Origin of the sequence: uncultured Roseibium sp., assembly GCF_947496995.1 — a bacterium.
Classification (GTDB): Bacteria; Pseudomonadota; Alphaproteobacteria; order Rhizobiales; family Stappiaceae; genus Roseibium.
Genome location: NZ_CANMFD010000002.1, coordinates 686,405 through 705,233 on the forward strand (window position 1 = coordinate 686,405; position 18,829 = coordinate 705,233).

Sequence of the window (18,829 nt, forward strand, 5' to 3'; positions counted from 1 at the left end):
ACATTGCCACGGTTTCCCCACCCACTCGTCTTAGCGCGCCCGTTTTTCGAGTTCCACAAGGAAACGGGTCGGATCACGGGTGCTGAAAGACCTGCGGAAAAACAAAAAGGGCGACGCGATAGCGCCGCCCATCAGACGGCTGACTAAGCTTCAATTGGTCATCAACTCTGTTGAGTGAACCGAAAAGCTGAATACCACCCTCGGCTGTCACCCGGGCCAAGCGCAGCGCTGAGCCGGGGCCCACTCGCGGTGCTGCTTGCTGAAGCAAGGGCGATTGTTCATCGGCGGACGCTACCCGCTTCGGGCCTGCGCGCCGTATTGTTTGTCCCGGGGGCTGTGTGTGAAGCGGCCCTGGAGACACCCAACAGAGCCACTGCGAACGAGTAGGCCCCGGCTCAGCGCTGTGCTTGGCCGGGGTGACAGCCGGAGCAAGTGAGCGTTGCCAAATCAAGACCGTAACCGCCCGCGAAACCGGGAAATCTCCTCCGATACCGCTGACCCAGTCGCCAACGAACAATCCCGGACGCATCGAAGCGCGAGCCGGGATGACGACGGTAAAGACATGGCTTTTTCATAAGGCTGAGGGCGACGCGATTGCGCCGCCCTCTCTTAATTTTTTAAGCGTTCCTGCCATCAGCAGAAAACAGGCTGGTCCGATCTTACTTCATCGTCGGGATGGAGAACTCGGCGCCATCCTTCAGACCCGAAGGCCAGCGGGAGGTGACGGTCTTGGTGCGGGTGTAGAACTTGAACCCGTCGGAACCGTGCTGGTTGAGATCGCCGAAGCCGGATTTCTTCCAGCCGCCGAAGGTGTGATAGGCGAGCGGCACTGGGATCGGCACGTTGATGCCGACCATGCCGATGTTGATGCGCGAGGCAAAATCGCGCGCCGTATCGCCGTCCCGGGTGAAGATCGCCGTGCCGTTGCCGTATTCGTGGCTCATCGGTAGGTCCAGTGCTTCCTCATAGTCCTTGGCGCGGATGACGGAGAGAACCGGGCCGAAGATTTCGGTCTTGTAGATCTCCATGTCCTTGGTGACGTTGTCGAACAGGCAGCCGCCCATGAAGAAACCGTCTTCATAGCCCTGCATGGAGAAACCGCGGCCGTCGACCACGAGTTTCGCACCTTCCTTGACGCCCTGCTCGACGAGACCCTTGACGCGCGCCAAAGCTTCCTTTGTGACCAGTGGACCGAAGTCGACATCGTTGCCGGCCGTGTAGGGACCGATCTTCAGAGCTTCGATCTTCGGCGTCAGCTTCTCGATCAATGCGTTGGCCGTGCTTTCGCCGACCGGAACCGCGACGGAAACCGCCATGCAGCGTTCACCGGCAGCGCCGTAACCCGCGCCGATCAGAGCGTCGGCAGCCTGGTCCATGTCGGCATCCGGCATGATGATCATGTGGTTTTTCGCGCCGCCGAAGCACTGCGCCCGTTTGCCGGAGGCCGTTGCGCGCGAATAGACATATTGCGCGATCGGCGTGGAGCCGACAAAGCCCACCGCCTGAATGGTCTCGTCGTCCAGAATGGCATCCACGGCGCTCTTGTCACCGTTGACGACGTTGAGGATGCCTGCGGGCAGACCGGCTTCGATCATCAGTTCGGCCAGCATGATCGGCACGGAAGGATCGCGCTCGGACGGCTTCAGGATGAAGCTGTTGCCGGCGGCGATCGCCGGGCAGAATTTCCACATCGGGATCATTGCCGGAAAGTTGAACGGCGTGATGCCGGCGACGACGCCAAGCGGCTGGCGCATCGAATACATGTCGATGCCCGGACCGGCTCCCTCGGAGAATTCACCCTTGAGGAGATGCGGGGCGCCGATGCAGAATTCCGCGACTTCCAGGCCGCGGATCACGTCGCCCTTGGCGTCCGGCAGGGTCTTGCCGTGTTCACGCGAGAGCGCTTCGGCCAGCTTGTCCATGTCGCGGTTGAGCAGGTCGACGAATTTCATCATCACGCGGGCACGGCGCTGCGGGTTGGTGGCCGCCCAGGCCGGCTGTGCGGCAGCTGCATTGGCGATGGCCGCATCCATTTCCGCCTGGCTGGCGAGCGCGACCTGAGCCTGCACTTCGCCGGTAGCCGGATTATAGACATCCGCGAAACGGCCGGATGTGCCATCCACATGCTTGCCGCCGATAAAATGACCGATTTTCTGCATCTTGCGTTTCTCCCGTAAGCTCTGCCGCGCGCAGACCCTGTTTCTGGCTTTTAAATCTCAGTCTTTTTGACTTTTATTTTTGCAATAAACAAGCCGCAGTTTTCCGTATCTGTTGTGCATTTTTTATAGTTATGGCATTTGCTTCAGATACGGAAAAATTCGCAGCGATCACGATAAGTCCAATTTCCTCTCCTTGCCATCCCGGTCACAACGGTGTGGAGAGCCGGGATCGAGTACGCCGCAGCGCCTGCATATCCGACCAAAACGCTCAGGGGACTGGTTCCCCGTCTGCGTGGGGATGACAAAAGGCGAGATTGAGAAAGGGGCACAACGTGAACTGGGACGATATCCGCGTATTTCTCGCCATCGCCCGCACGGGACAGATACTGGCGGCTGCGCGACGGCTTGGCGTCAATCACGCCACTGTCGCCCGACGGCTCACGGCCCTGGAGGAGAGCCTGGGCACACGGTTGTTCGACCGGTCAACGTCCGGATGTGTCCTGACCGAAAGCGGCGACCGTTTCTTTGAGCGGGCGGAGCGGATGGAAGCGGAGGCGGTTGCCGCGCAGGCCGATCTCGGCGGCGACACGCCCGGCATTACCGGCACCGTGCGCATCGGAGCACCGGACGGGTTCGGGGTCGCCTATCTTGCGCCGCGTCTCGGGAAACTCACCGAAAGACATCCGGGCCTGACGATCCAGCTCGTTCCAATGCCCCGCTCCTTCTCGCTGTCGCGGCGCGAAGCCGACATTGCGGTGACGGTCGACCGGCCGGAAACCGGACGTCTTGTTGCAGGCAAGCTGGTAGATTACGCGCTCGGTCTTTATGCCTCCAGAACCTATCTCGACCGGCACGGCGCGCCCGGAGAGGCAAGCGATTTAAGCGCACACGATCTGATCGGGTATGTGGAGGACATTCTCTATTCACCCTCGCTCAGCTACGGCACGGAAATAACGCGCGACTGGTCGGCCCGGTTCGAAATTGCCTCCGCCCTCGGCCAGACCGAGGCCGTGCGCGCCGGTGCGGGTATCGGCATACTGCACGACTTTATCGCCCGCGGTGACCCCGGCCTTGTTGCGGTTCTACCGGAAATCAAGATCCACCGCGCCTACTGGATGGTGACCCATGAAAGCTCTCGGCCGCTGCGCCATGTGGCCGCCGTCCAGGAGTTCCTGCGCGATCAGGTCGCACACGACAAAGCGATATTCGCCTGACAGGCACTCGGTGCAGACAGTCAAACGGAGCGGACGGCTCAGCGTTTACCGCCACCGAGCCGTCAGCGAAAGCCACTGCCGTGTCCGGGCCTCCGGATCCGGGTTGCCGGTGACGTCGGAAATAACGGCTGCCACGTCGGCGCCGTTTTCGAAAACGCCCGATACCCGCTCCAGCGTCAGCCCCCCAATGGCCACCAGAGGCAGTCCGCCGATCTGGCGTTTCCAGCCGCCGATCTTTTCCAGTCCCTGCGGTGCCCATTTCAGTTCCTTGGACCCGGTCGGATAGACCGGTCCGAGCGCGACATAATCAGGATCGACGGACAGCGCCGTTTCCAGTTCCTCGCCGTCATGAGTGGAGACACCCAGACAAAGACCGGCCTTGCGGATGGCCCTGACGTCCGCATCGGCCAGATCCTCCTGACCCAGATGAACGAAATCGCAACCTTCCTCGATGGCGAGCTGCCAGTGGTCGTTGACGATCAGGCGGCAACCATGATCATCGCAGACCGCTTTCGAAGCGGCAATTTCCCGGCCCAATTCGGCTTCCGGCATGTCCTTTATGCGCAGCTGAACCAGCTTGACGCCAAGCGGCACGAGCCGCGCGATCCAGTCGGAGCTGTCGACGATGGGATAGAATGGATCGAGTTTCATGCTTGCACCGTCCTGCCGATAAAAGATGTTGCCGGACCTGCCATGTCGCCCGGCGCGCCCGCTGTCAAGGCAGGCGCGCGGGTTCAGTGGCATCTGAAAGGCCGTCCAGGAATTGCCGGACATCCGCGAACGTTTCCAGACGGTGGACCGTCAGATGAGCCGGCGGCGCACGAAAAATCTCCTCCAACTTGCCGGGCACTGTGGCGGGTCTGCCAGATGAAATAAAAGAACTCGAGGGTCTGCAGGTTGAAAGGTTCCACACAGCCGTCTGGAAGATCCGGGCGGCTTTGGCCATAATATTTCACGGATCGGCGCAACACACGGACCAGACGCCGGCCAACGGGCATATCAAGCCAGATGAAGGTGTCGGCGCGAGCGAGCCGTTCCCCGTAGGTGTTCGAATGTCCGCCTTCCAATATCCAGCGATCCTGGACATGCACTTCGTGGGTGAGCCTATCCTTTTCCGCTTTCGTGCGTGGGACCCAGCCCGGCCGGTAGTGGATCTTGTCCATGTGATGGACCGGCAGGCCGGTTTTCTCGCCAAGCGCGCGAGCAAGCGTGCTTTTGCCGGATCCGGGAGCACCGACGATCATGACGCGTTTCATGAAAAGTCACCGAGATTTGCAAGAAAGGCCGGTCTTTATAACGGTCCTTGCAAGAATGAAAAGACGCAAACGCACTGTTCAATGGACATTTTTACGGAGACGTTCTTATCTGATCTCCAGACGCAGATTGATAGTCAAGGAGAGGCAGATGAGCTGGTTGAATACCCCCGACCCGATCGCCGGAAACGCCGCAAGTTGCGATCCGGTTGAAACCATCATCGTCCCGCGGACCTCCGATCTTGGCGGCTTTTCGGTTCGCAGGGCCCTACCCTCCGCACGGCGCCGGATGGTCGGCCCGTTCATCTTCTTCGACCAGATGGGACCGGCGGAACTTCTCGTCGGCGGCGGTATCGATGTGCGCCCGCACCCGCATATCGGCCTGGCGACGGTCACCTATCTGTTTGAAGGGGAAATGTATCACCGCGACAGCCTCGGCACCGAGATCGCCATCACGCCCGGGGCGCTGAACTGGATGAGCGCGGGCAAGGGTATTGTCCATTCCGAGCGCGAGCGGGCGGAGCGCCGGCTTGAAAAACGGCCGCTGTTCGGGCTGCAAAGCTGGGTCGCTCTGCCGAAGCATCTGGAGGAAGGTGAGCCGGAGTTCCAGCATTTCGGCACGGACGCGCAGCCGGAATTTTCCGACAAGGGAGCTTCCGTCAAACTGATTGCCGGCGCGCTTTACGGACACAAGGCCCCGGTCCAGACGGCCTCGGACATGTTCTATGCCGATATCTCCCTGGAGCCCGGCGCGAAAATTCCGCTCGATGCGGGCTGGGAAGAGCGCGGCCTTTATACGGTCGCCGGCCAGATCAGCATCGCCGGCCAGAGCTTCGACCCTGCCCAGTTGCTGGTCTTCAAGCCGGGCGATCATCTGGTGGTCGAGAACAACGCGCTGGAACCGGCACGTTTCGTCGTTCTCGGCGGCGAACCGATGGACGGACGGCGTTACATCTGGTGGAACTTCGTCTCTTCTTCCAAGGAGCGGATCGAACAAGCGAAGGAAGACTGGCGGCTCGGGCGTTTCGACACAGTTCCGGGCGACGCGGAAGAGTTCATTCCCCTGCCGGAACGCTGATACCAACTCCAATAAACAGATACCTGTTTCAGGGTTCGCACCCCAAGGCGTCACCGAGATCAGGGCTGCTCGACACTCCATCCGCTTTCCAGCGGCGGCGCTTTTTCGAAACGGTCCGCGGGCCGGATCAGATCCGGTTCGCCGAAATTCAGGATGATGTTGAGCCGCTGGCCGGCCAGCGGATCGCCGGTCAGATCGGGGTCCTCAGGGGCCACCGAAAGCCTGACGCCCCGGTGAATGGTCTCAAGCTTCTCAAATCCGGATACCGCCTGCCGGAACGGGTCGGGAACCGTCCAGCCATAGCGCGTGGCCAGAGCGTCTGTCACCAGCCAGACGGCATCCAGCCCGATCTGTTTCTGCTTCGGATCCTCGACCACCAGCTTGAGGCGCAGATAGTCGATCTTGTCTTGCGAAGGACCCCGGAGGAGGAAAAACAGTGTCGTGGACCCGTAATCGACACTTGGCGTGGTCAGTTGCACCAGGGAGGCGCACTGCCAGCGGTCCTGCTGGAAGGGCGCTTTTTTCCAGCCGCTGTTTTCCAGCCCGAGGTCATGCAGCTCGGCGCAGAGCTCCGAAGGTTTGCCATGAAAACCGCGTTTCAGTTCCGCACTGAGTTCCGGAGAAGGATTGAGCAGTTCGTTCCTCACACGCTCACCCAACGGCAAAAGCGGGTCACTGAAGCGCGGTCCTGTCACCTCGGCGTCCGTGCCTTGCTGAAGCTGCCAGACGATCCCTCCGGTGGCAGCGGCCAGGAGCAGAAGCGCCAGCGTGCCCCAGACATAATAGTGGGTGACAAATGACGGTTTCCGGTGGCTTGCGGTCCTTGCGGACGCCACAGCAGGCTTGCCGGGTGCTGTCGTGGGTTCGCTCTCCTCTACAGCCCAATGCGGTGTCTTCGACCCGGAACCGGGTCTGCGCGCAGGCCGCTGCTTTTCCTCCGGGCCGCGGTCCCGTGCCGCGTCCCCGGAAAACCAATGCTTGAGCCTGTCCTTCCAGCCTGCCATTCAGTCCGTTTCCACCGCGCCGCCTGTTGCCGGGGCAAGGTTCGGGATATATCAAACCAAAGTGTTGAAAACGCAACCCGACCTCTGTCAATTAGGCGGTGGCGGACGAGCTGGAAGACAGACAGGCAGCGGCTCTCTAGTTGCTGAAACGGGTGGACTGACATGCGGTTGGGAATTGACTGGGGCGGCACGAAAATCGAGATCATCGCGCTTTCGGATGCGGGAGACGAACTCTTCCGGCAGCGTGTCGACACGCCCAAGGGAGACTATGACGGCTGCCTTGCCGCCGTGAAGGCGCTGGTCGATGCCGCCGAACAGGCGACCGGGCAGACCGGCACGCTGGGCCTCGGCATACCCGGGTCCCTCTCGCCCAAGACCGGGCTGGTCAAGAACGCAAATTCAACCTGGATGAACGGAAAGCCACTGGACCGGGATCTGGAGGAAGTCCTCGGCCGTCCCGTGCGCATTCAGAACGATGCGAACTGCCTGGCTGTTTCCGAGGCGACAGACGGTGCGGGAGCAGGTGCACATGTGGTGCACGCGATCATCGTCGGCACCGGCTGCGGATCGGGCATCGCCATCGACGGCAAGGCGCATCTGGGTGCCAACGGCATTGGCGGCGAATGGGGCGCCATCACCGTTCCCTGGATGACGCAGCAAGAATTTCCCGGACCGGACAGCTGGATCGGCCACAAGGGCGTGATCGACCGCTGGTGCTCCGGCACCGGATTTCAGCTCGACTACAAGGAGAGGACCGGCAACCTTCTCAAGGGGCACGAGATCATTGCACTGAAACGCTCCGGCGATCCGGCGGCCAATGCGGTTTATGACGCCTACGTCAGCCGTCTTGCGCGTTCGCTCGCCATGAGCGCCAATCTGCTGGACCCGGATGTGTTCGTGCTCGGCGGCGGCATGTCGAATATCGACGAGCTCTATGAGGACCTCGCCCCGGCCATGCTGCCGTTCATCTTTTCCGACACCTTCGAGACGCCGATCCGCAAGGCCGTTCACGGCGACAGCTCCGGCGTGCGCGGAGCTGCCTGGCTCTGGGGCTGACGGGCCCAGCGAACGGCCTCACGGCGAAGGATCAGAGTGTTCGCGGCCGGCCTAGGGTCACCAGCACGATCCCCACTCCGACGCTGGCGACCGCCGCCAGCCTTGCGAGGTCGGGAACTTCCGCGAACACCAGGTATCCGAGCCCGAGACCCGTCACCGCCGCGACGGAGCCGATCTGGCTCAGATAGACCGGGCCAGCCGTTTGCTGCAGGCGAAAATACAGGCCGTACTGAAGGGTGAAGATCGCGATCTGCGCGGCAAGCAGCGCGGCGGCGCCGGTTGTCCAGGAAGCCGGCGCGACAGGCGTGCCCATGGCTGCGTTGAAGGCGGCAAGTCCGACAAATCCGACTGCCATCATGCCCACGGCCAGATCGACCGGGCCGACGCCTTTGGGCCATTTCAGTGTGCGGTAGATATTTCCAACAGCCAGAAACACCGGAATGGTCAGCGCGAAAAGCGACCACCACGATGCCTCCAGGGACAATTTCGACCCGGAACCGGCCAGCAGAACCGCGCCGCCAAGACCAGCCAGAACCCCTGCCCCGCGCATAAGCTGCAGGCGCTCCAGCCGCAGGAGAACGGCAAAGGCGTAAGTCAGCACCAGGGGAAAGGCATAGCTGAGCGACACGAAGCCCGCACCGACCTTTGAAGCGGCGACCACCGCGATCATGTTGGGCACGACGAACAGCAGGCCGCTGAAACCGAGATAGATCGCAAGCTGCCTGCGATCCACCGGATCGCCGGTCCGAACAACCTTGCGGCCGGACATCCGGCTCAGGGCAAAAAGACCCGCCGCACCGCCCAGAATGGCCCATTGCAGCAACGCCAGAGGATGCCAGCCCAGGCCGGGAGCCGCCTTGGCGATAATGGTGGAGAGTGCCAGAAACCCGCCGACGACTAGCAACAGGGCGACCGGCTGATCAAGCAATTTGGCCGCAGCGACGCCTGCACGAACAGTGCCGGGGCTGACGGCTCCGTGCTGCTGCCCGGGTCCGGTGGTGTCCGCCATTGGATGTTCCTTTCTGTTCAATTTACGGCCTGTGTCTGCCATCGGAAAGAGATAACATCATTTATCTTTATTTCAAGATACTTTATATCAAGATTCTTGAGTCAGGCTGAATTTCTTTGTAAAGAGGGGCAGCATTTCCTCGTCGCGGTCACCGGAATGGCGAATCTTTTCCGGGGCTTGAACAGGTCATCCTAGCGCGCAGCCAGGATCTTTCGGGAACCAGACCATGACCATCAAATCCGGAGATCCCCGGAAGCCTGTCCCTCACCTCTTCGGAGACCCTGCGGACCTGTTGCTGGACCGGGCCGAGCGTGCCCGCCGGCAGTGGGAGAACGAAATGCCGGAGGTTGCCGGAAAGCTGTTGCCGATGGTGCTGATCGGCCGGCTGAACGAGGCGGCCCACGTGATGAGCCGGGACTATCAGGTGCCCGCCTATGCCGAGATCGGCCTGAAAACCGGTGAATTCGATGTGCTGGCGACGCTCGTGCGCTCCGGCCCGCCCTACAAGCTGACGCCGACCGAGCTCTACCGCACCACCATGATGAGTTCGGGCGGCATGACCGCACGCCTCGACAGACTCGAAAAGGCAGGTTTCATTGAGCGCTGCCCGCACCCGGAAGACCGGCGCGCCCTCTCCGTCTGCCTGACCGAGAAAGGCCTCGGGCTGATCAAGGGAAAGATACCCGACTACGTGGAGACCCTGCACGCGGCCGTCGACGGGCTGACGAAAGATGAGCAGAACGAGCTCTCGCGCCTGCTCGAAAAGCTGATCCGCTCGGCAGCGGAAAAAAAGACCCCCTAAGTCGCCATCTTCTTCAGGGACACACGGTCGATCTTTCCGGTTGCATTGAGCGGCATTGCGTCGAGAACAATCACTTCCTCCGGGGCCCTGTACCCCACGCGAGCCCGGGCGAACTGAATGAGGTCCTGCATCGTGGGGACATCCCCGTCCGGATCCAGCGTGACATACGCCCGCACATTTTCGCCATGCAGCCGGTTCTGCACACCGACCACGCCAGCGCTTTCCACCGCAGCATGTTCCAGGAGCGCAGCCTCCACTTCCTGCGGACAGATATTCGATCCGTCATGAATGATGATCTGTTTTTCACGGCCGTGAAACCAGAGGTAGCCTTCGCTATCGACACTCATCACATCGCCGGTGTCGAGCCAGCCGTCCACCACCGTCTCAACCGTGGCCTCGGGGTTGTTCCAATAGCCGACCATATTGCCCGGAAAGTTTATCCAGAGCCGCCCGTCGGTTCCCACAGCCACCTCCCGTCCATCCTTGCCGCGCAGCGATGCCCGGTAACCGGGACCTATCGGCCCGACAGAACCGATCTTCAGTGCCGTCGGTGGAGACACCGTTGGAATGCCAATCTCGGTCATTCCGTAATCCTCCGCGATCGGGATGCCGGCCAGCGCGGTAAATTCCTTTTCAAGTGCTGCCGAAACCTTGTCGCCACCGGAAAAGCAGGCCTTGACGGAGGCGAAATCCTCTCTTTTGGCTCCGTGCTCCAAAACCAGGGCATAGAGCGCTGACGGCAGCATCCACATCTTGGTCGGCCGTTCCCTTCGCAGTAGCGGAAGAATTTCGTCGGCATCGAAGGTTCTCGGCAGTACGACCTTTCCGCAGGCGGCAATGGTCATCATGGACAAATGATGGCCACCGACATGGGACACCGATCCGCCCGGCACCATGATATCATCCGGCTTCATCTCGAAACTTTCCACCGCACTGGCAATGATCCAGCCCAGAGTCTTGAAGCTGTGACAGACACCCTTGGGTACGCCGGTGCTTCCGGAGGTGAAAAAGATTATCGCCGGGTCTTCCGGTCCGGGAGGAACAATCCGACTGACCGGGTCCTCCGTCATGAGGCTTTCGAACGGCGAAACGGCGCTCCCCCCGGTATCCCAGTCGTCCCGATAGATTATCTGGCCGAGGTCCAGGCGCCCCGCGTTTTGGCTGGTTTCCAGGTCTTCACGACGTTCCTCGTGAACAAGCAGAATTCTCGGTTCGGCGACTTCGAGCGCATGATCGATCTGGGGCGCCATATAGCGGTAATTCAGCGGTACGGCGACCAGTCCGCATTTCATGCAAGCCAGATAATGGATGAGAAGCTCCGTCCGGTTCGGCATGAGCGACGCGACACGGTCTCCAGGCAGCAATCCGAGCCCCAGGTAATTGCCGGCCAGCCTGTTCGACACGGCCTCGAGGGCCCGCCACGTCCAGCGGCGGCGCTGCGATACAAGCACCTCCTCGTCTGGCTTGGTCTTCAGCCCGAGGTTCAAGATCCCGGCGAGCTCCAGCGGTTTTTTCAGCGGCGGCCCGGAAATCGGCATGACTTTCCTCCCCAAAAGGCAACATCTTGTCGCGTTTGCTTACCGGATCCGGTTGAAAAAATACTTATCCCTCATACGCTCAAAACAGGAAATCCATTTCCAGTCCATGTCCGGAAGCTCCCACGGTTTTCCCGGCAGCACCCGCTTGCAATCGGAAAGATCCACTTCCCTCCTGATTTATCACTATCGCAGGGCACTCTTTCACAAGCCGGAGAGCCGAGGCGCAAGTGATCCGGTTGGTCTTGCTTTCGGTGCCCCCCTGTATCAGGTTCCTTGCAGACGTCGGTACATCGGCTGAATGGAAAAGGTTTCAATGATCAGATATCTCGCAATACTTGCCTTCACCCTGGTTTTCTCGGTCTCTGCATCCGCACAAGAGGAAATGCAGATCCGCGACATCGAAAAAGGGACCGGCGAAGAGGCCAATGTCGGCGAAACGGTGGTGGTGCATTACACCGGCTGGCTGATGGACGGCACGAAGTTCGATTCGAGCGTCGACCGGGGCACGCCCTTCTCTTTCACCCTTGGCGAGCGGCGGGTCATTCCAGGCTGGGAAAAAGGCGTTGAAGGCATGCAGGTCGGCGGCAAGCGCGAGCTGATCATTCCGCCGGATATGGCGTACGGCTCTCAGGGCGCGGGCGGCGTCATTCCACCTGATGCCACCTTGAAATTCGAGATCGAGCTGCTGGACGTGAAGGCGAAGAAATTCTCCGATATCGGCAACGACGAGCTCAAGGCGAAACTGGCTTCAGGCACCACCGTCATCGACATCCGCCGGCCGGAGGAATGGCGCGAAACCGGGGTCATCCCGGGCAGCCATCTGCTGACGTTTTTCGATCAGGGCGGCAACGTCAATCCGCAGTTCGGGACGGAGCTGCAGAAACTAATCTCAGGGCCTGCCGACGAAGTCGTCTTCATTTGCCGGACAGGCCGCAGAAGTCAGGCGCTGTCGGAATATCTCGCCGGTCAGGCGGGGTTCACCAATATCGCCAATGTCGAAAACGGCATCGTTGCCTGGATGAGCGACGGCGGCGATGTGAGCGAAGCACAGCTGCCGGAAAACTGCTGGCTTTGCTGACTTCCTGACAAGCTCCGGTTTTCCCGTCGCTCCTACTCCCCCGCTGCCAGTTCCAGGCTCATGCGGTTATGGTCCCTGATCACCGGCGCCATATCCATGGTGACGATGCGGCCATTTTCCACGATCACCCGCCCGTTGACGACTGTGGTTTTCGCCACCTGAGGAGCACAGAAGACCACGGCCGCGACCGGGTCGTGCATGGCTCCCGCGAAATGGATCGTGTTAAGATCAAGCGTGAAGAAATCCGCGCATTTGCCTGTTTCCAATGACCCAACGTCATTTCTGCCCAGAACAGACGCGCCGCCGAGGGTTGCCAGTTCCAGGGCTTCGCGGGCGGTCATCCATTCGTCTGCCCGCGACGGGTGCGAGAGTGGAGGAAGCGCGTTGCCTTGCGGGTCCACCACCGGCTGAAGGCCCAGATTGAGCCGCGCCAGAAGCATTGCCTGGCGAACTTCCATCAACATGTTGGAACCGTCGTTGCTGGCGGAGCCATCGACACCGAGGCCGACCTTCACCCCGGCAGCCATGTATTTTTTTACAGGCGCGATGCCGGAGGCCAGGCGCATGTTCGAACACGGGCAATGGGCGGCACCGCAGCCGGTTGCGGCAAAAAGGCGGATCTCGTCGTCATCCACGTGGATGGCATGGGCGAACCAGACATCCGGCCCGGTCCAGCCGAGTTCCTGCATCCATTCCACCGGACGCTTGCCGAAACGCTCCATCGTGTAGCGCTCCTCGTCCAGCGTCTCACACAGGTGTGTGTGAAGCATCACGCCCTTGTCACGCGCCAGCAGCGCGCTGTCGCGGAGCAGGTTTTCCGAAACGGAGAACGGCGAACAGGGCGCCAGGACGATGCGTGTCATCGCGCCATGCGATGCGTCGTGATAGCGGTCGATCACGCGGATGCTGTCGTTGAGGATATGCTGCTCGTCTTCCACGCAGGCATCCGGCGGCAGGCCGCCCTTGCTCTCGCCGAGGGACATGGACCCGCGGCTTGCGTGAAATCTCACGCCGAGATCGCGCGCCGCCTCGATCTGGTAGTCGACCTTGTTGCCGCTCTGGAAAAGATAGGTGTGGTCGAACACGGTTGTGCAGCCGGACAGAGCCAGTTCCGCCAAGCCGATCAGGGTGCTGGCGCGCGAAGCCTCCGGATGGGTTTTCGCCCAGATCCGGTAGTGCGCCTGCAGCCAGGGGAACAGATTGTTGTTTTGCGCCGCAGGCAGATTGCGGGTCAGCGTCTGGTTGAGATGGTGGTGGGTGTTGACGAAGCCGGGCAAAACGATCTGTCCGGTGGCATCGATCACCCTGTCGGCGGTTTGCGGCAGCTCGTCGGACGGGCCGACCTGCCGGATGATGCCGTCCTCGGCGAAAAGTCCGCCACCGGTGATCTCCCGCCGGTCGCCGTCCATGGTGACAAGGATGTCGGCATTCTTCAGGAGCAGGGTCTGCGGCATGGGCGGTCCTTGGCAGAGATGAATTTCGGGGCAGGCCAACCGGTCAGGCGCTTCGGCGCCATTTTTGGAAAATCAGAGGCGGCTGATGCGGAATTGTCAAAATGCCATCCGCCGTCGTTGCGAACAAGGGCCGCACAGATGCGCGTTGATCCGGATCGGCGGTCAACTTGCGTCTCACGTGTCCGGAATAACGTCGGAGGGTGCAAAAATCGCCTTCACTCTTCCAGCGGTGGCATGCGGTTCCAGGCGTCGAGAGCGGCGATCTTGTAAGCCTCGGCGAGGGTCGGATAGTTGAAGGTGTTCTCGACGAAATATTCCAGAGTGCCGCGCAGGTTCAGGACCGCCTGGCCGATGTGGACGAGTTCGGTCGCACCCTCCCCGACAATATGACAGCCGAGCAGGCGCCGGGTCTTGAGTGAAAAGATCATTTTCAGCATGCCGCTGTCGAGGCCCATGATGTGACCGCGCGAGGTCTCCCGGAAGCGGGCGACGCCGCATTCATAGGGAATGCCGCGCTCCTTGATCTCTTCCTCGGTCATGCCGATCGTGGAAATTTCCGGAACCGCGTAGATGCCATAGGGGAAATATTCCGGCGGATCATAGGCCGTTTCGCCGAGCGCGTGACAGGCCGCGATCCGGCCCTGTTCCATCGAGGTGGAGGCAAGGCTCGGGAAGCCGATCACATCGCCGGCGGCGAAGATATGCGGCACATCGGTCTGGAAGGTCATCGGATCCACCTTCAGCCGTCCCCGGTGGTCGACCTCCAGCCCGCAGGATTCCAGATTGAGGGAAGGTGTCGCCCCCATGCGGCCGGCGGCGAACAGGATGACGTTGGAGCGAATGGAGCGCCCGCCCTCGAGCGTGATTTCGCAATTGGCGGGGCCATGCTTTTCGATCTTCTCCACCTTGGCCCCGAAGCGCAGGGCCATGCCGCGGTCACGCAGCTGGTGGGTAAAATCGGCGATCAGCTCCTTGTCGAGAAAGTCGAGCATGGTATCGCGCGGCTCGATGAGGGTCACATGGACGTCGAGCGCGGAGAAAATCGACGCGTATTCAACACCGATGACGCCTGCACCGATGACCGCGATGGACCGTGGCAGATCGGCCAGATCGAGAATGTCGTCGCTGTCGAGAACATATTCGCCGTCGAAGGGCACATAGTCCGGCCGGAAGGGTTTGGTGCCGACGGCGACGATAAACTTGTCGGCGGTGAATTTCAGGACTTCACCGATCTCGCCCTCCACCTCGATGGTATGCGGGTCGATGAACCTTGCCGCTCCGCGCATGGTGTCGACCTTGTTGCGGGCGAACTGGTGTTCCAGCACCTCCACCTCATGGTCGAGCGTGATGTGCATCCGCGTCCTGAGATCGGAGGCGGTAATGTCGTCCTTCACCCGGTAGGAGCGGCCGTAAAATCCCCTCTCCCGCCAGCCCGTGAGGTTCAGCACCGTTTCGCGCAAGGTCTTTGAAGGAATTGTGCCGGTGTGGACGGAGACGCCGCCGACGCGGCCGCCTTTTTCGACCACCAGCACGTTGCGGCCGAATTTTGCCGCCTGGATGGCTGCCCGCCGGCCCGCCGGGCCGCTGCCGATCACGATAAGATCGTAATTATCCATGTGCCCCTCACTGCCGTCTCTCGGTCGTTGCACCGCAAAAACAGCATCAAGGATCAAGGGTCAAGACGGCAAGGGCAAATTGAAGTGGAAGGACGCCGAGATTGCGCTCAACCCTCCGTAAATACGTCAAGAGAACCGGTACAACACCCGGGAAGCGCATGTTTGCCTGCATTTTGCCGCCAGATGCCCATTGCCATCGCCTTCTCCTTCCGATATCCCTTTTTTCATGAACACGATCCTGAAAGCAGCATGGTGGTGGCGCGGCGCGAAATAGGCGGCCAGCGATCAGTCATGCTCTGAACGGATCATAGATCAAACCAAAGGCCGCCGCGGGATACCGCTGGCGGCCTTGGTGCTTTAAAAGGCCGCCAGCATTTCCGGGCAGCCACCAGAACGGGACCAGAAGAACCATGCCGGCGCTGGCTGACCAGACCTTTGAAACCAATGGCGGGATCACCATCCTGCGCTCGTCACGTCCTTCAGACTATGAGACCGGAACCTCCGAATGGATCGACCGGCTGGACGGGGAACTCGGCGCGGTGCTGGCCTCGTCCTATGAATATCCCGGACGTTACACGCGCTGGGACATGGCCATCGTCAATCCGCCGCTGGTGCTGGAAGCCGCCGACCGGCGGGTGGAAATCCGCTCGCTGAACGATCGCGGCAAGATCCTTCTGCCTGCCCTCGTCGCGGCCCTGAAGTCGCATGAGGATGTTGAAACCTTCGAGGCCTCCGAAACGCGGATCAACCTGACGGTGAAGAAGCCGGACCGGCTGTTCAACGAGGAAGAACGCTCCCGCCAGCCCTCGACCTTCTCCATCGTGCGGGCGCTGAAGGAGCTGTTTGCCTGCGGCGACGACCAGCTCGGGCTCTACGGCACATTCGGTTACGACGTCGCCTTTCAGTTCGAACAGATCGATCTGAAGCTGCAGCGGCCCGACGATCAGCGTGACGTGGTGCTGTTCCTGCCGGACGAGATCCTGATCGTCGACCACCACGGCAAGCGCGCCTATGTGCTGGAATATGATTTTGTCGTCAACGGCAAGACCACGAGAGGACTGGACCGGACAGGCGAAAACCACCCCTATACGCCGGCCAATATCGATCCGGGCCGGGGCGATCACGAGCCAGGGGAATATGCAAAGCTGGTCGAGAAGGCCAAGGATTATTTCCGCCGCGGCGATCTGTTCGAAACCGTGCCGGGCCAGACTTTCTACGAGCCCTGCGCCAATCCGCCATCGGCGGTCTGCCGGCGCCTGGCGCAGATCAACCCCTCCCCCTATTCGTTCTTTTTCAATCTCGGCAACAGCGAATATCTCGTCGGTGCGTCACCGGAAATGTACGTGCGGGTGACCGGCGGGCGGCGGGTGGAAACCTGCCCGATTTCCGGCACCATCCGCCGCGGCAGGAACGCCATCGAAGACGAGGCGCAGATCCGCAAGCTCCTGAACTCGGCCAAGGACGAAGCGGAACTGACCATGTGTTCCGACGTCGACCGCAACGACAAGAGCCGTGTGTGCGTGCCGGGCTCCGTCAAGGTGATCGGCCGCCGCCAGATCGAGATGTATTCCCGCCTGATCCACACCGTGGACCACATCGAGGGTATCCTGCGCGAAGACATGGATGCGCTCGACGCGTTCCTGTCGCACACTTGGGCGGTGACGGTGACCGGTGCGCCGAAACGCTGGGCGATGCAGTTCATCGAGGATCATGAGAAATCTCCCCGCGCCTGGTATGGCGGTGCAATCGGCGCGGTCCTGTTCAACGGCGACATGAATACCGGTCTGACGCTGAGAACCGTGCGCATCAAGGACGGCACGGCGCAGATCCGCGCCGGTGCGACGCTGCTCTATGACAGTGTGCCGGAAGACGAGGAAGCGGAAACCGAACTCAAGGCCGAGGCCATGCGGGCAGCGGTGCGCGAAGCCGGTCTGGCCACCAAGGCGCTTGAAAAACAGGTGGAGCGCAAACCCGGACAGGGTATGAAGATCCTTCTGGTCGATCATGAAGACAGTTTCGTGCACACGCTTGCCAACTACTTCCGGCAGACTGGTGCGGAGGTGGTCACCTACCGGACGCCCGTGGCCGATCATGTCTTCCATGACGTCAATCCGGACCTGGTCGTGCTGTCGCCCGGGCCGGGCAATCCGAAGGATTTCGATTGCGCGGCAACCATCGGCAGGGCCCGCTCCCGCGCGCTGCCGATCTTCGGTGTCTGTCTCGGCCTGCAGGCCCTTTCGGAGTATTTCGGCGCCGAGCTCGGCCAGCTCGACATACCGGTTCACGGGAAGCCCTCGCCCATCAGCATCGCGGGCAATTCCGTTCTTTTCGAGGGACTGGAGGCACCTGTGGTGGTCGGACGCTATCACTCTCTCTATGCAAAGCGCGACACGCTGCCTGCCGACCTGCGCGTGACAGCAGAAACCGAAGACGGAGTGGTAATGGCGATCGAGCATCAGAAGGAAGCGATCGCGGCTGTGCAATTTCACCCCGAGTCGATCATGTCCCTCGACAAGGAAGCCGGTCACAAGATCATCGAGAATGTCGTTTCCCGGCTTGTTTCAGCCAACCGGATGGCAGAGGCTATATAGGGAACGCATGCGTGCCTGAGACGTGTTGGAAGCCGGGCGACAACACGTCGCAGCGCCTGACTCAATACGGGGCTTGTCGCCTCGGACCTGCGACCCTATCGCCTGTGCGCGGACGCTTTCCCATTGATTTCGTTCCGTAAAATTGAAAGGCGGACGGCTGAAATTTTTGTGACCGGAAATTTTGGAACGTCCCGGTGACTGATTGCATTCTCTCCCCGAACGCCGTCGAGGCAACGCCAAACAGGCAACGTCCGACGGGCATCGTTCAGCAAAACCAAAGGAGAAAACGTATGCTTTCTTTCAAGAAAACCGCGACACCGATCCTCAGCGCCCTTTTCGTATCGACCGCACTCATGGGGTCCGTTCAGGCTGAGGGCGTCTTCAACGGCGATGCCAATGGTGATGAACCGCTGAAGCCTGCAGTACAGGGCTCCACAAATTACGAAGCCCGGGCCGACAGTGCCGCAGACCTGCCGCTGGACGGCACCAAGGACATGGTCGGCGACCTGAACGGCGAAGAGCCCCTGACGCTCGAGCAGCAGGCAGAAGCCAATGCCGAAGCGAAGATGGACGCAGCCGCTGATCTGCCCGCTGACGGCACCAAGGACGTCTACGGCGATCTGAGCGGTGAAGAGCCGACCAATCAGCCGATGATCGACACCAACGATTCCTGATGACCTCAGAGACTGGCCGCGCCTTCAAGGCGCGGTCTTCTCGTTGCAGTCGTTCATTCCACCGGCAACGCTGCGCAGTTTTTTTAATTTTCCGAACTGCTGCCATTTCCTCAATCGTTTTTCAGATCAGATACAGAGTTCGTGCCTTTTCGCACGGGCTTTCATTCTTTTCGACATCACAAAACCATGTTCACGGAAAATATTGTTGATTAACAATTCGCCACACAGTTCCATGGAATCTGTGCGCTTCATTTAACCGGACTTCAGGGGGCAAATAATAATGTCGGCGGTTCCTGCGAGCGG

General features: G+C 60.8%; 14 protein-coding genes and 2 pseudogenes. 8 read left to right on the plus strand and 8 right to left on the minus strand.

Annotated elements, in window-relative coordinates:
* Positions 1–659: 659 nt before the first annotated feature.
* Positions 660–2,159, minus strand: a complete 1,500-nt coding sequence (locus Q1B40_RS11700) for a CoA-acylating methylmalonate-semialdehyde dehydrogenase (protein WP_299814210.1) — start codon at positions 2,157–2,159, stop codon at positions 660–662.
* 332 nt (positions 2,160–2,491) lie between these two features.
* Here Q1B40_RS11700 and Q1B40_RS11705 point away from each other — a divergent pair, with 332 nt between their 5' ends.
* Positions 2,492–3,373 (plus strand): LysR family transcriptional regulator, encoded by an 882-nt coding sequence (locus tag Q1B40_RS11705; protein WP_299814213.1) that lies wholly within the window; start codon positions 2,492–2,494, stop codon positions 3,371–3,373.
* Positions 3,374–3,418: 45 nt separating this feature from the next.
* Here the strand turns inward: Q1B40_RS11705 and Q1B40_RS11710 are convergent, their stop codons facing one another.
* Positions 3,419–4,024 carry a thiamine phosphate synthase gene (locus Q1B40_RS11710; RefSeq protein ID WP_299814215.1) on the minus strand — a complete coding sequence of 202 codons (606 nt, stop codon included), beginning with the start codon at positions 4,022–4,024 and terminating at the stop codon, positions 3,419–3,421.
* A gap of 83 nt (positions 4,025–4,107) precedes the next feature.
* On the minus strand, positions 4,108–4,629 hold the full coding sequence (locus Q1B40_RS24710) for an AAA family ATPase (RefSeq protein ID WP_367279116.1): 522 nt from the start codon (positions 4,627–4,629) through the stop codon (positions 4,108–4,110).
* 148 nt (positions 4,630–4,777) lie between these two features.
* Between Q1B40_RS24710 and Q1B40_RS11720 the strand changes: the two genes are divergently transcribed.
* Positions 4,778–5,704, plus strand: coding sequence for a pirin family protein (locus tag Q1B40_RS11720; protein ID WP_299814219.1), 927 nt, complete (start codon positions 4,778–4,780; stop codon positions 5,702–5,704).
* Positions 5,705–5,763: 59 nt separating this feature from the next.
* On the opposite strand, the gene Q1B40_RS11725 is transcribed toward Q1B40_RS11720, so the two are convergent.
* The gene (locus tag Q1B40_RS11725) at positions 5,764–6,708 is read right to left on the minus strand and encodes a DUF6030 family protein (protein WP_299814221.1); all 945 of its coding nucleotides are present in this window, start codon (positions 6,706–6,708) and stop codon (positions 5,764–5,766) included.
* Between the two features lie 162 nt (positions 6,709–6,870).
* On the opposite strand from Q1B40_RS11725, the gene Q1B40_RS11730 reads away from it, so the two are divergent.
* Positions 6,871–7,764, plus strand: a complete 894-nt coding sequence (locus Q1B40_RS11730) for an ROK family protein (RefSeq protein WP_299814223.1) — start codon at positions 6,871–6,873, stop codon at positions 7,762–7,764.
* Between the two features lie 31 nt (positions 7,765–7,795).
* Here Q1B40_RS11730 and Q1B40_RS11735 read toward each other — a convergent pair whose 3' ends face one another.
* Positions 7,796–8,773 (minus strand): DMT family transporter, encoded by a 978-nt coding sequence (locus tag Q1B40_RS11735; protein WP_299814225.1) that lies wholly within the window; start codon positions 8,771–8,773, stop codon positions 7,796–7,798.
* A gap of 226 nt (positions 8,774–8,999) precedes the next feature.
* Here Q1B40_RS11735 and Q1B40_RS11740 point away from each other — a divergent pair, with 226 nt between their 5' ends.
* The gene (locus Q1B40_RS11740) at positions 9,000–9,575 is read left to right on the plus strand and encodes a MarR family winged helix-turn-helix transcriptional regulator (protein WP_299814227.1); all 576 of its coding nucleotides are present in this window, start codon (positions 9,000–9,002) and stop codon (positions 9,573–9,575) included.
* On the opposite strand, the gene Q1B40_RS11745 is transcribed toward Q1B40_RS11740, so the two are convergent.
* The gene (locus Q1B40_RS11745) at positions 9,572–11,113 is read right to left on the minus strand and encodes a class I adenylate-forming enzyme family protein (RefSeq protein ID WP_299814229.1); all 1,542 of its coding nucleotides are present in this window, start codon (positions 11,111–11,113) and stop codon (positions 9,572–9,574) included. The genes Q1B40_RS11740 and Q1B40_RS11745 overlap by 4 nt on opposite strands.
* 298 nt (positions 11,114–11,411) lie before the next feature.
* On the opposite strand from Q1B40_RS11745, the pseudogene Q1B40_RS11750 reads away from it, so the two are divergent.
* Together Q1B40_RS11750 and Q1B40_RS11755 are read left to right on the plus strand one after the other, a co-directional pair.
* A pseudogene (locus Q1B40_RS11750) lies at positions 11,412–11,810 on the plus strand (FKBP-type peptidyl-prolyl cis-trans isomerase); the annotation flags it as partial.
* Positions 11,811–11,849: 39 nt separating this feature from the next.
* Positions 11,850–12,191: pseudogene (locus tag Q1B40_RS11755) on the plus strand (rhodanese-like domain-containing protein); the annotation flags it as partial.
* 32 nt (positions 12,192–12,223) lie between these two features.
* Here the strand turns inward: Q1B40_RS11755 and Q1B40_RS11760 are convergent.
* Together Q1B40_RS11760 and sthA are read right to left on the minus strand one after the other, a co-directional pair.
* The gene (locus Q1B40_RS11760) at positions 12,224–13,645 is read right to left on the minus strand and encodes an 8-oxoguanine deaminase (protein ID WP_299814230.1); all 1,422 of its coding nucleotides are present in this window, start codon (positions 13,643–13,645) and stop codon (positions 12,224–12,226) included.
* Between the two features lie 215 nt (positions 13,646–13,860).
* Positions 13,861–15,261 (minus strand): Si-specific NAD(P)(+) transhydrogenase, encoded by a 1,401-nt coding sequence (sthA, locus tag Q1B40_RS11765; RefSeq protein WP_299814232.1) that lies wholly within the window; start codon positions 15,259–15,261, stop codon positions 13,861–13,863.
* Between the two features lie 410 nt (positions 15,262–15,671).
* Here sthA and Q1B40_RS11770 point away from each other — a divergent pair, with 410 nt between their 5' ends.
* Positions 15,672–17,852, plus strand: coding sequence for an anthranilate synthase component I (locus Q1B40_RS11770; protein WP_299814234.1), 2,181 nt, complete (start codon positions 15,672–15,674; stop codon positions 17,850–17,852).
* A 290-nt stretch (positions 17,853–18,142) separates the two neighbouring features.
* Positions 18,143–18,526, plus strand: a complete 384-nt coding sequence (locus Q1B40_RS11775) for a hypothetical protein (RefSeq protein WP_299814237.1) — start codon at positions 18,143–18,145, stop codon at positions 18,524–18,526.
* Positions 18,527–18,829 lie beyond the last annotated feature (303 nt).

Coding starts and splice junctions, on each gene's coding strand:
- Q1B40_RS11735 (WP_299814225.1), bottom strand. CDS start 8,773: ATGGCGGACACCACCGGACCCGGGCAGCAGCACGGAGCCGTCAGCCCC.
- Q1B40_RS11770 (WP_299814234.1), top strand. CDS start 15,672: ATGCCGGCGCTGGCTGACCAGACCTTTGAAACCAATGGCGGGATCACC.
- Q1B40_RS11725 (WP_299814221.1), bottom strand. CDS start 6,708: ATGGCAGGCTGGAAGGACAGGCTCAAGCATTGGTTTTCCGGGGACGCG.
- Q1B40_RS11745 (WP_299814229.1), bottom strand. CDS start 11,113: ATGCCGATTTCCGGGCCGCCGCTGAAAAAACCGCTGGAGCTCGCCGGG.
- Q1B40_RS11760 (WP_299814230.1), bottom strand. CDS start 13,645: ATGCCGCAGACCCTGCTCCTGAAGAATGCCGACATCCTTGTCACCATG.
- Q1B40_RS11740 (WP_299814227.1), top strand. CDS start 9,000: ATGACCATCAAATCCGGAGATCCCCGGAAGCCTGTCCCTCACCTCTTC.
- Q1B40_RS11700 (WP_299814210.1), bottom strand. CDS start 2,159: ATGCAGAAAATCGGTCATTTTATCGGCGGCAAGCATGTGGATGGCACA.
- Q1B40_RS24710 (WP_367279116.1), bottom strand. CDS start 4,629: ATGAAACGCGTCATGATCGTCGGTGCTCCCGGATCCGGCAAAAGCACG.
- Q1B40_RS11720 (WP_299814219.1), top strand. CDS start 4,778: ATGAGCTGGTTGAATACCCCCGACCCGATCGCCGGAAACGCCGCAAGT.
- sthA (WP_299814232.1), bottom strand. CDS start 15,261: ATGGATAATTACGATCTTATCGTGATCGGCAGCGGCCCGGCGGGCCGG.
- Q1B40_RS11730 (WP_299814223.1), top strand. CDS start 6,871: ATGCGGTTGGGAATTGACTGGGGCGGCACGAAAATCGAGATCATCGCG.
- Q1B40_RS11710 (WP_299814215.1), bottom strand. CDS start 4,024: ATGAAACTCGATCCATTCTATCCCATCGTCGACAGCTCCGACTGGATC.
- Q1B40_RS11775 (WP_299814237.1), top strand. CDS start 18,143: ATGCTTTCTTTCAAGAAAACCGCGACACCGATCCTCAGCGCCCTTTTC.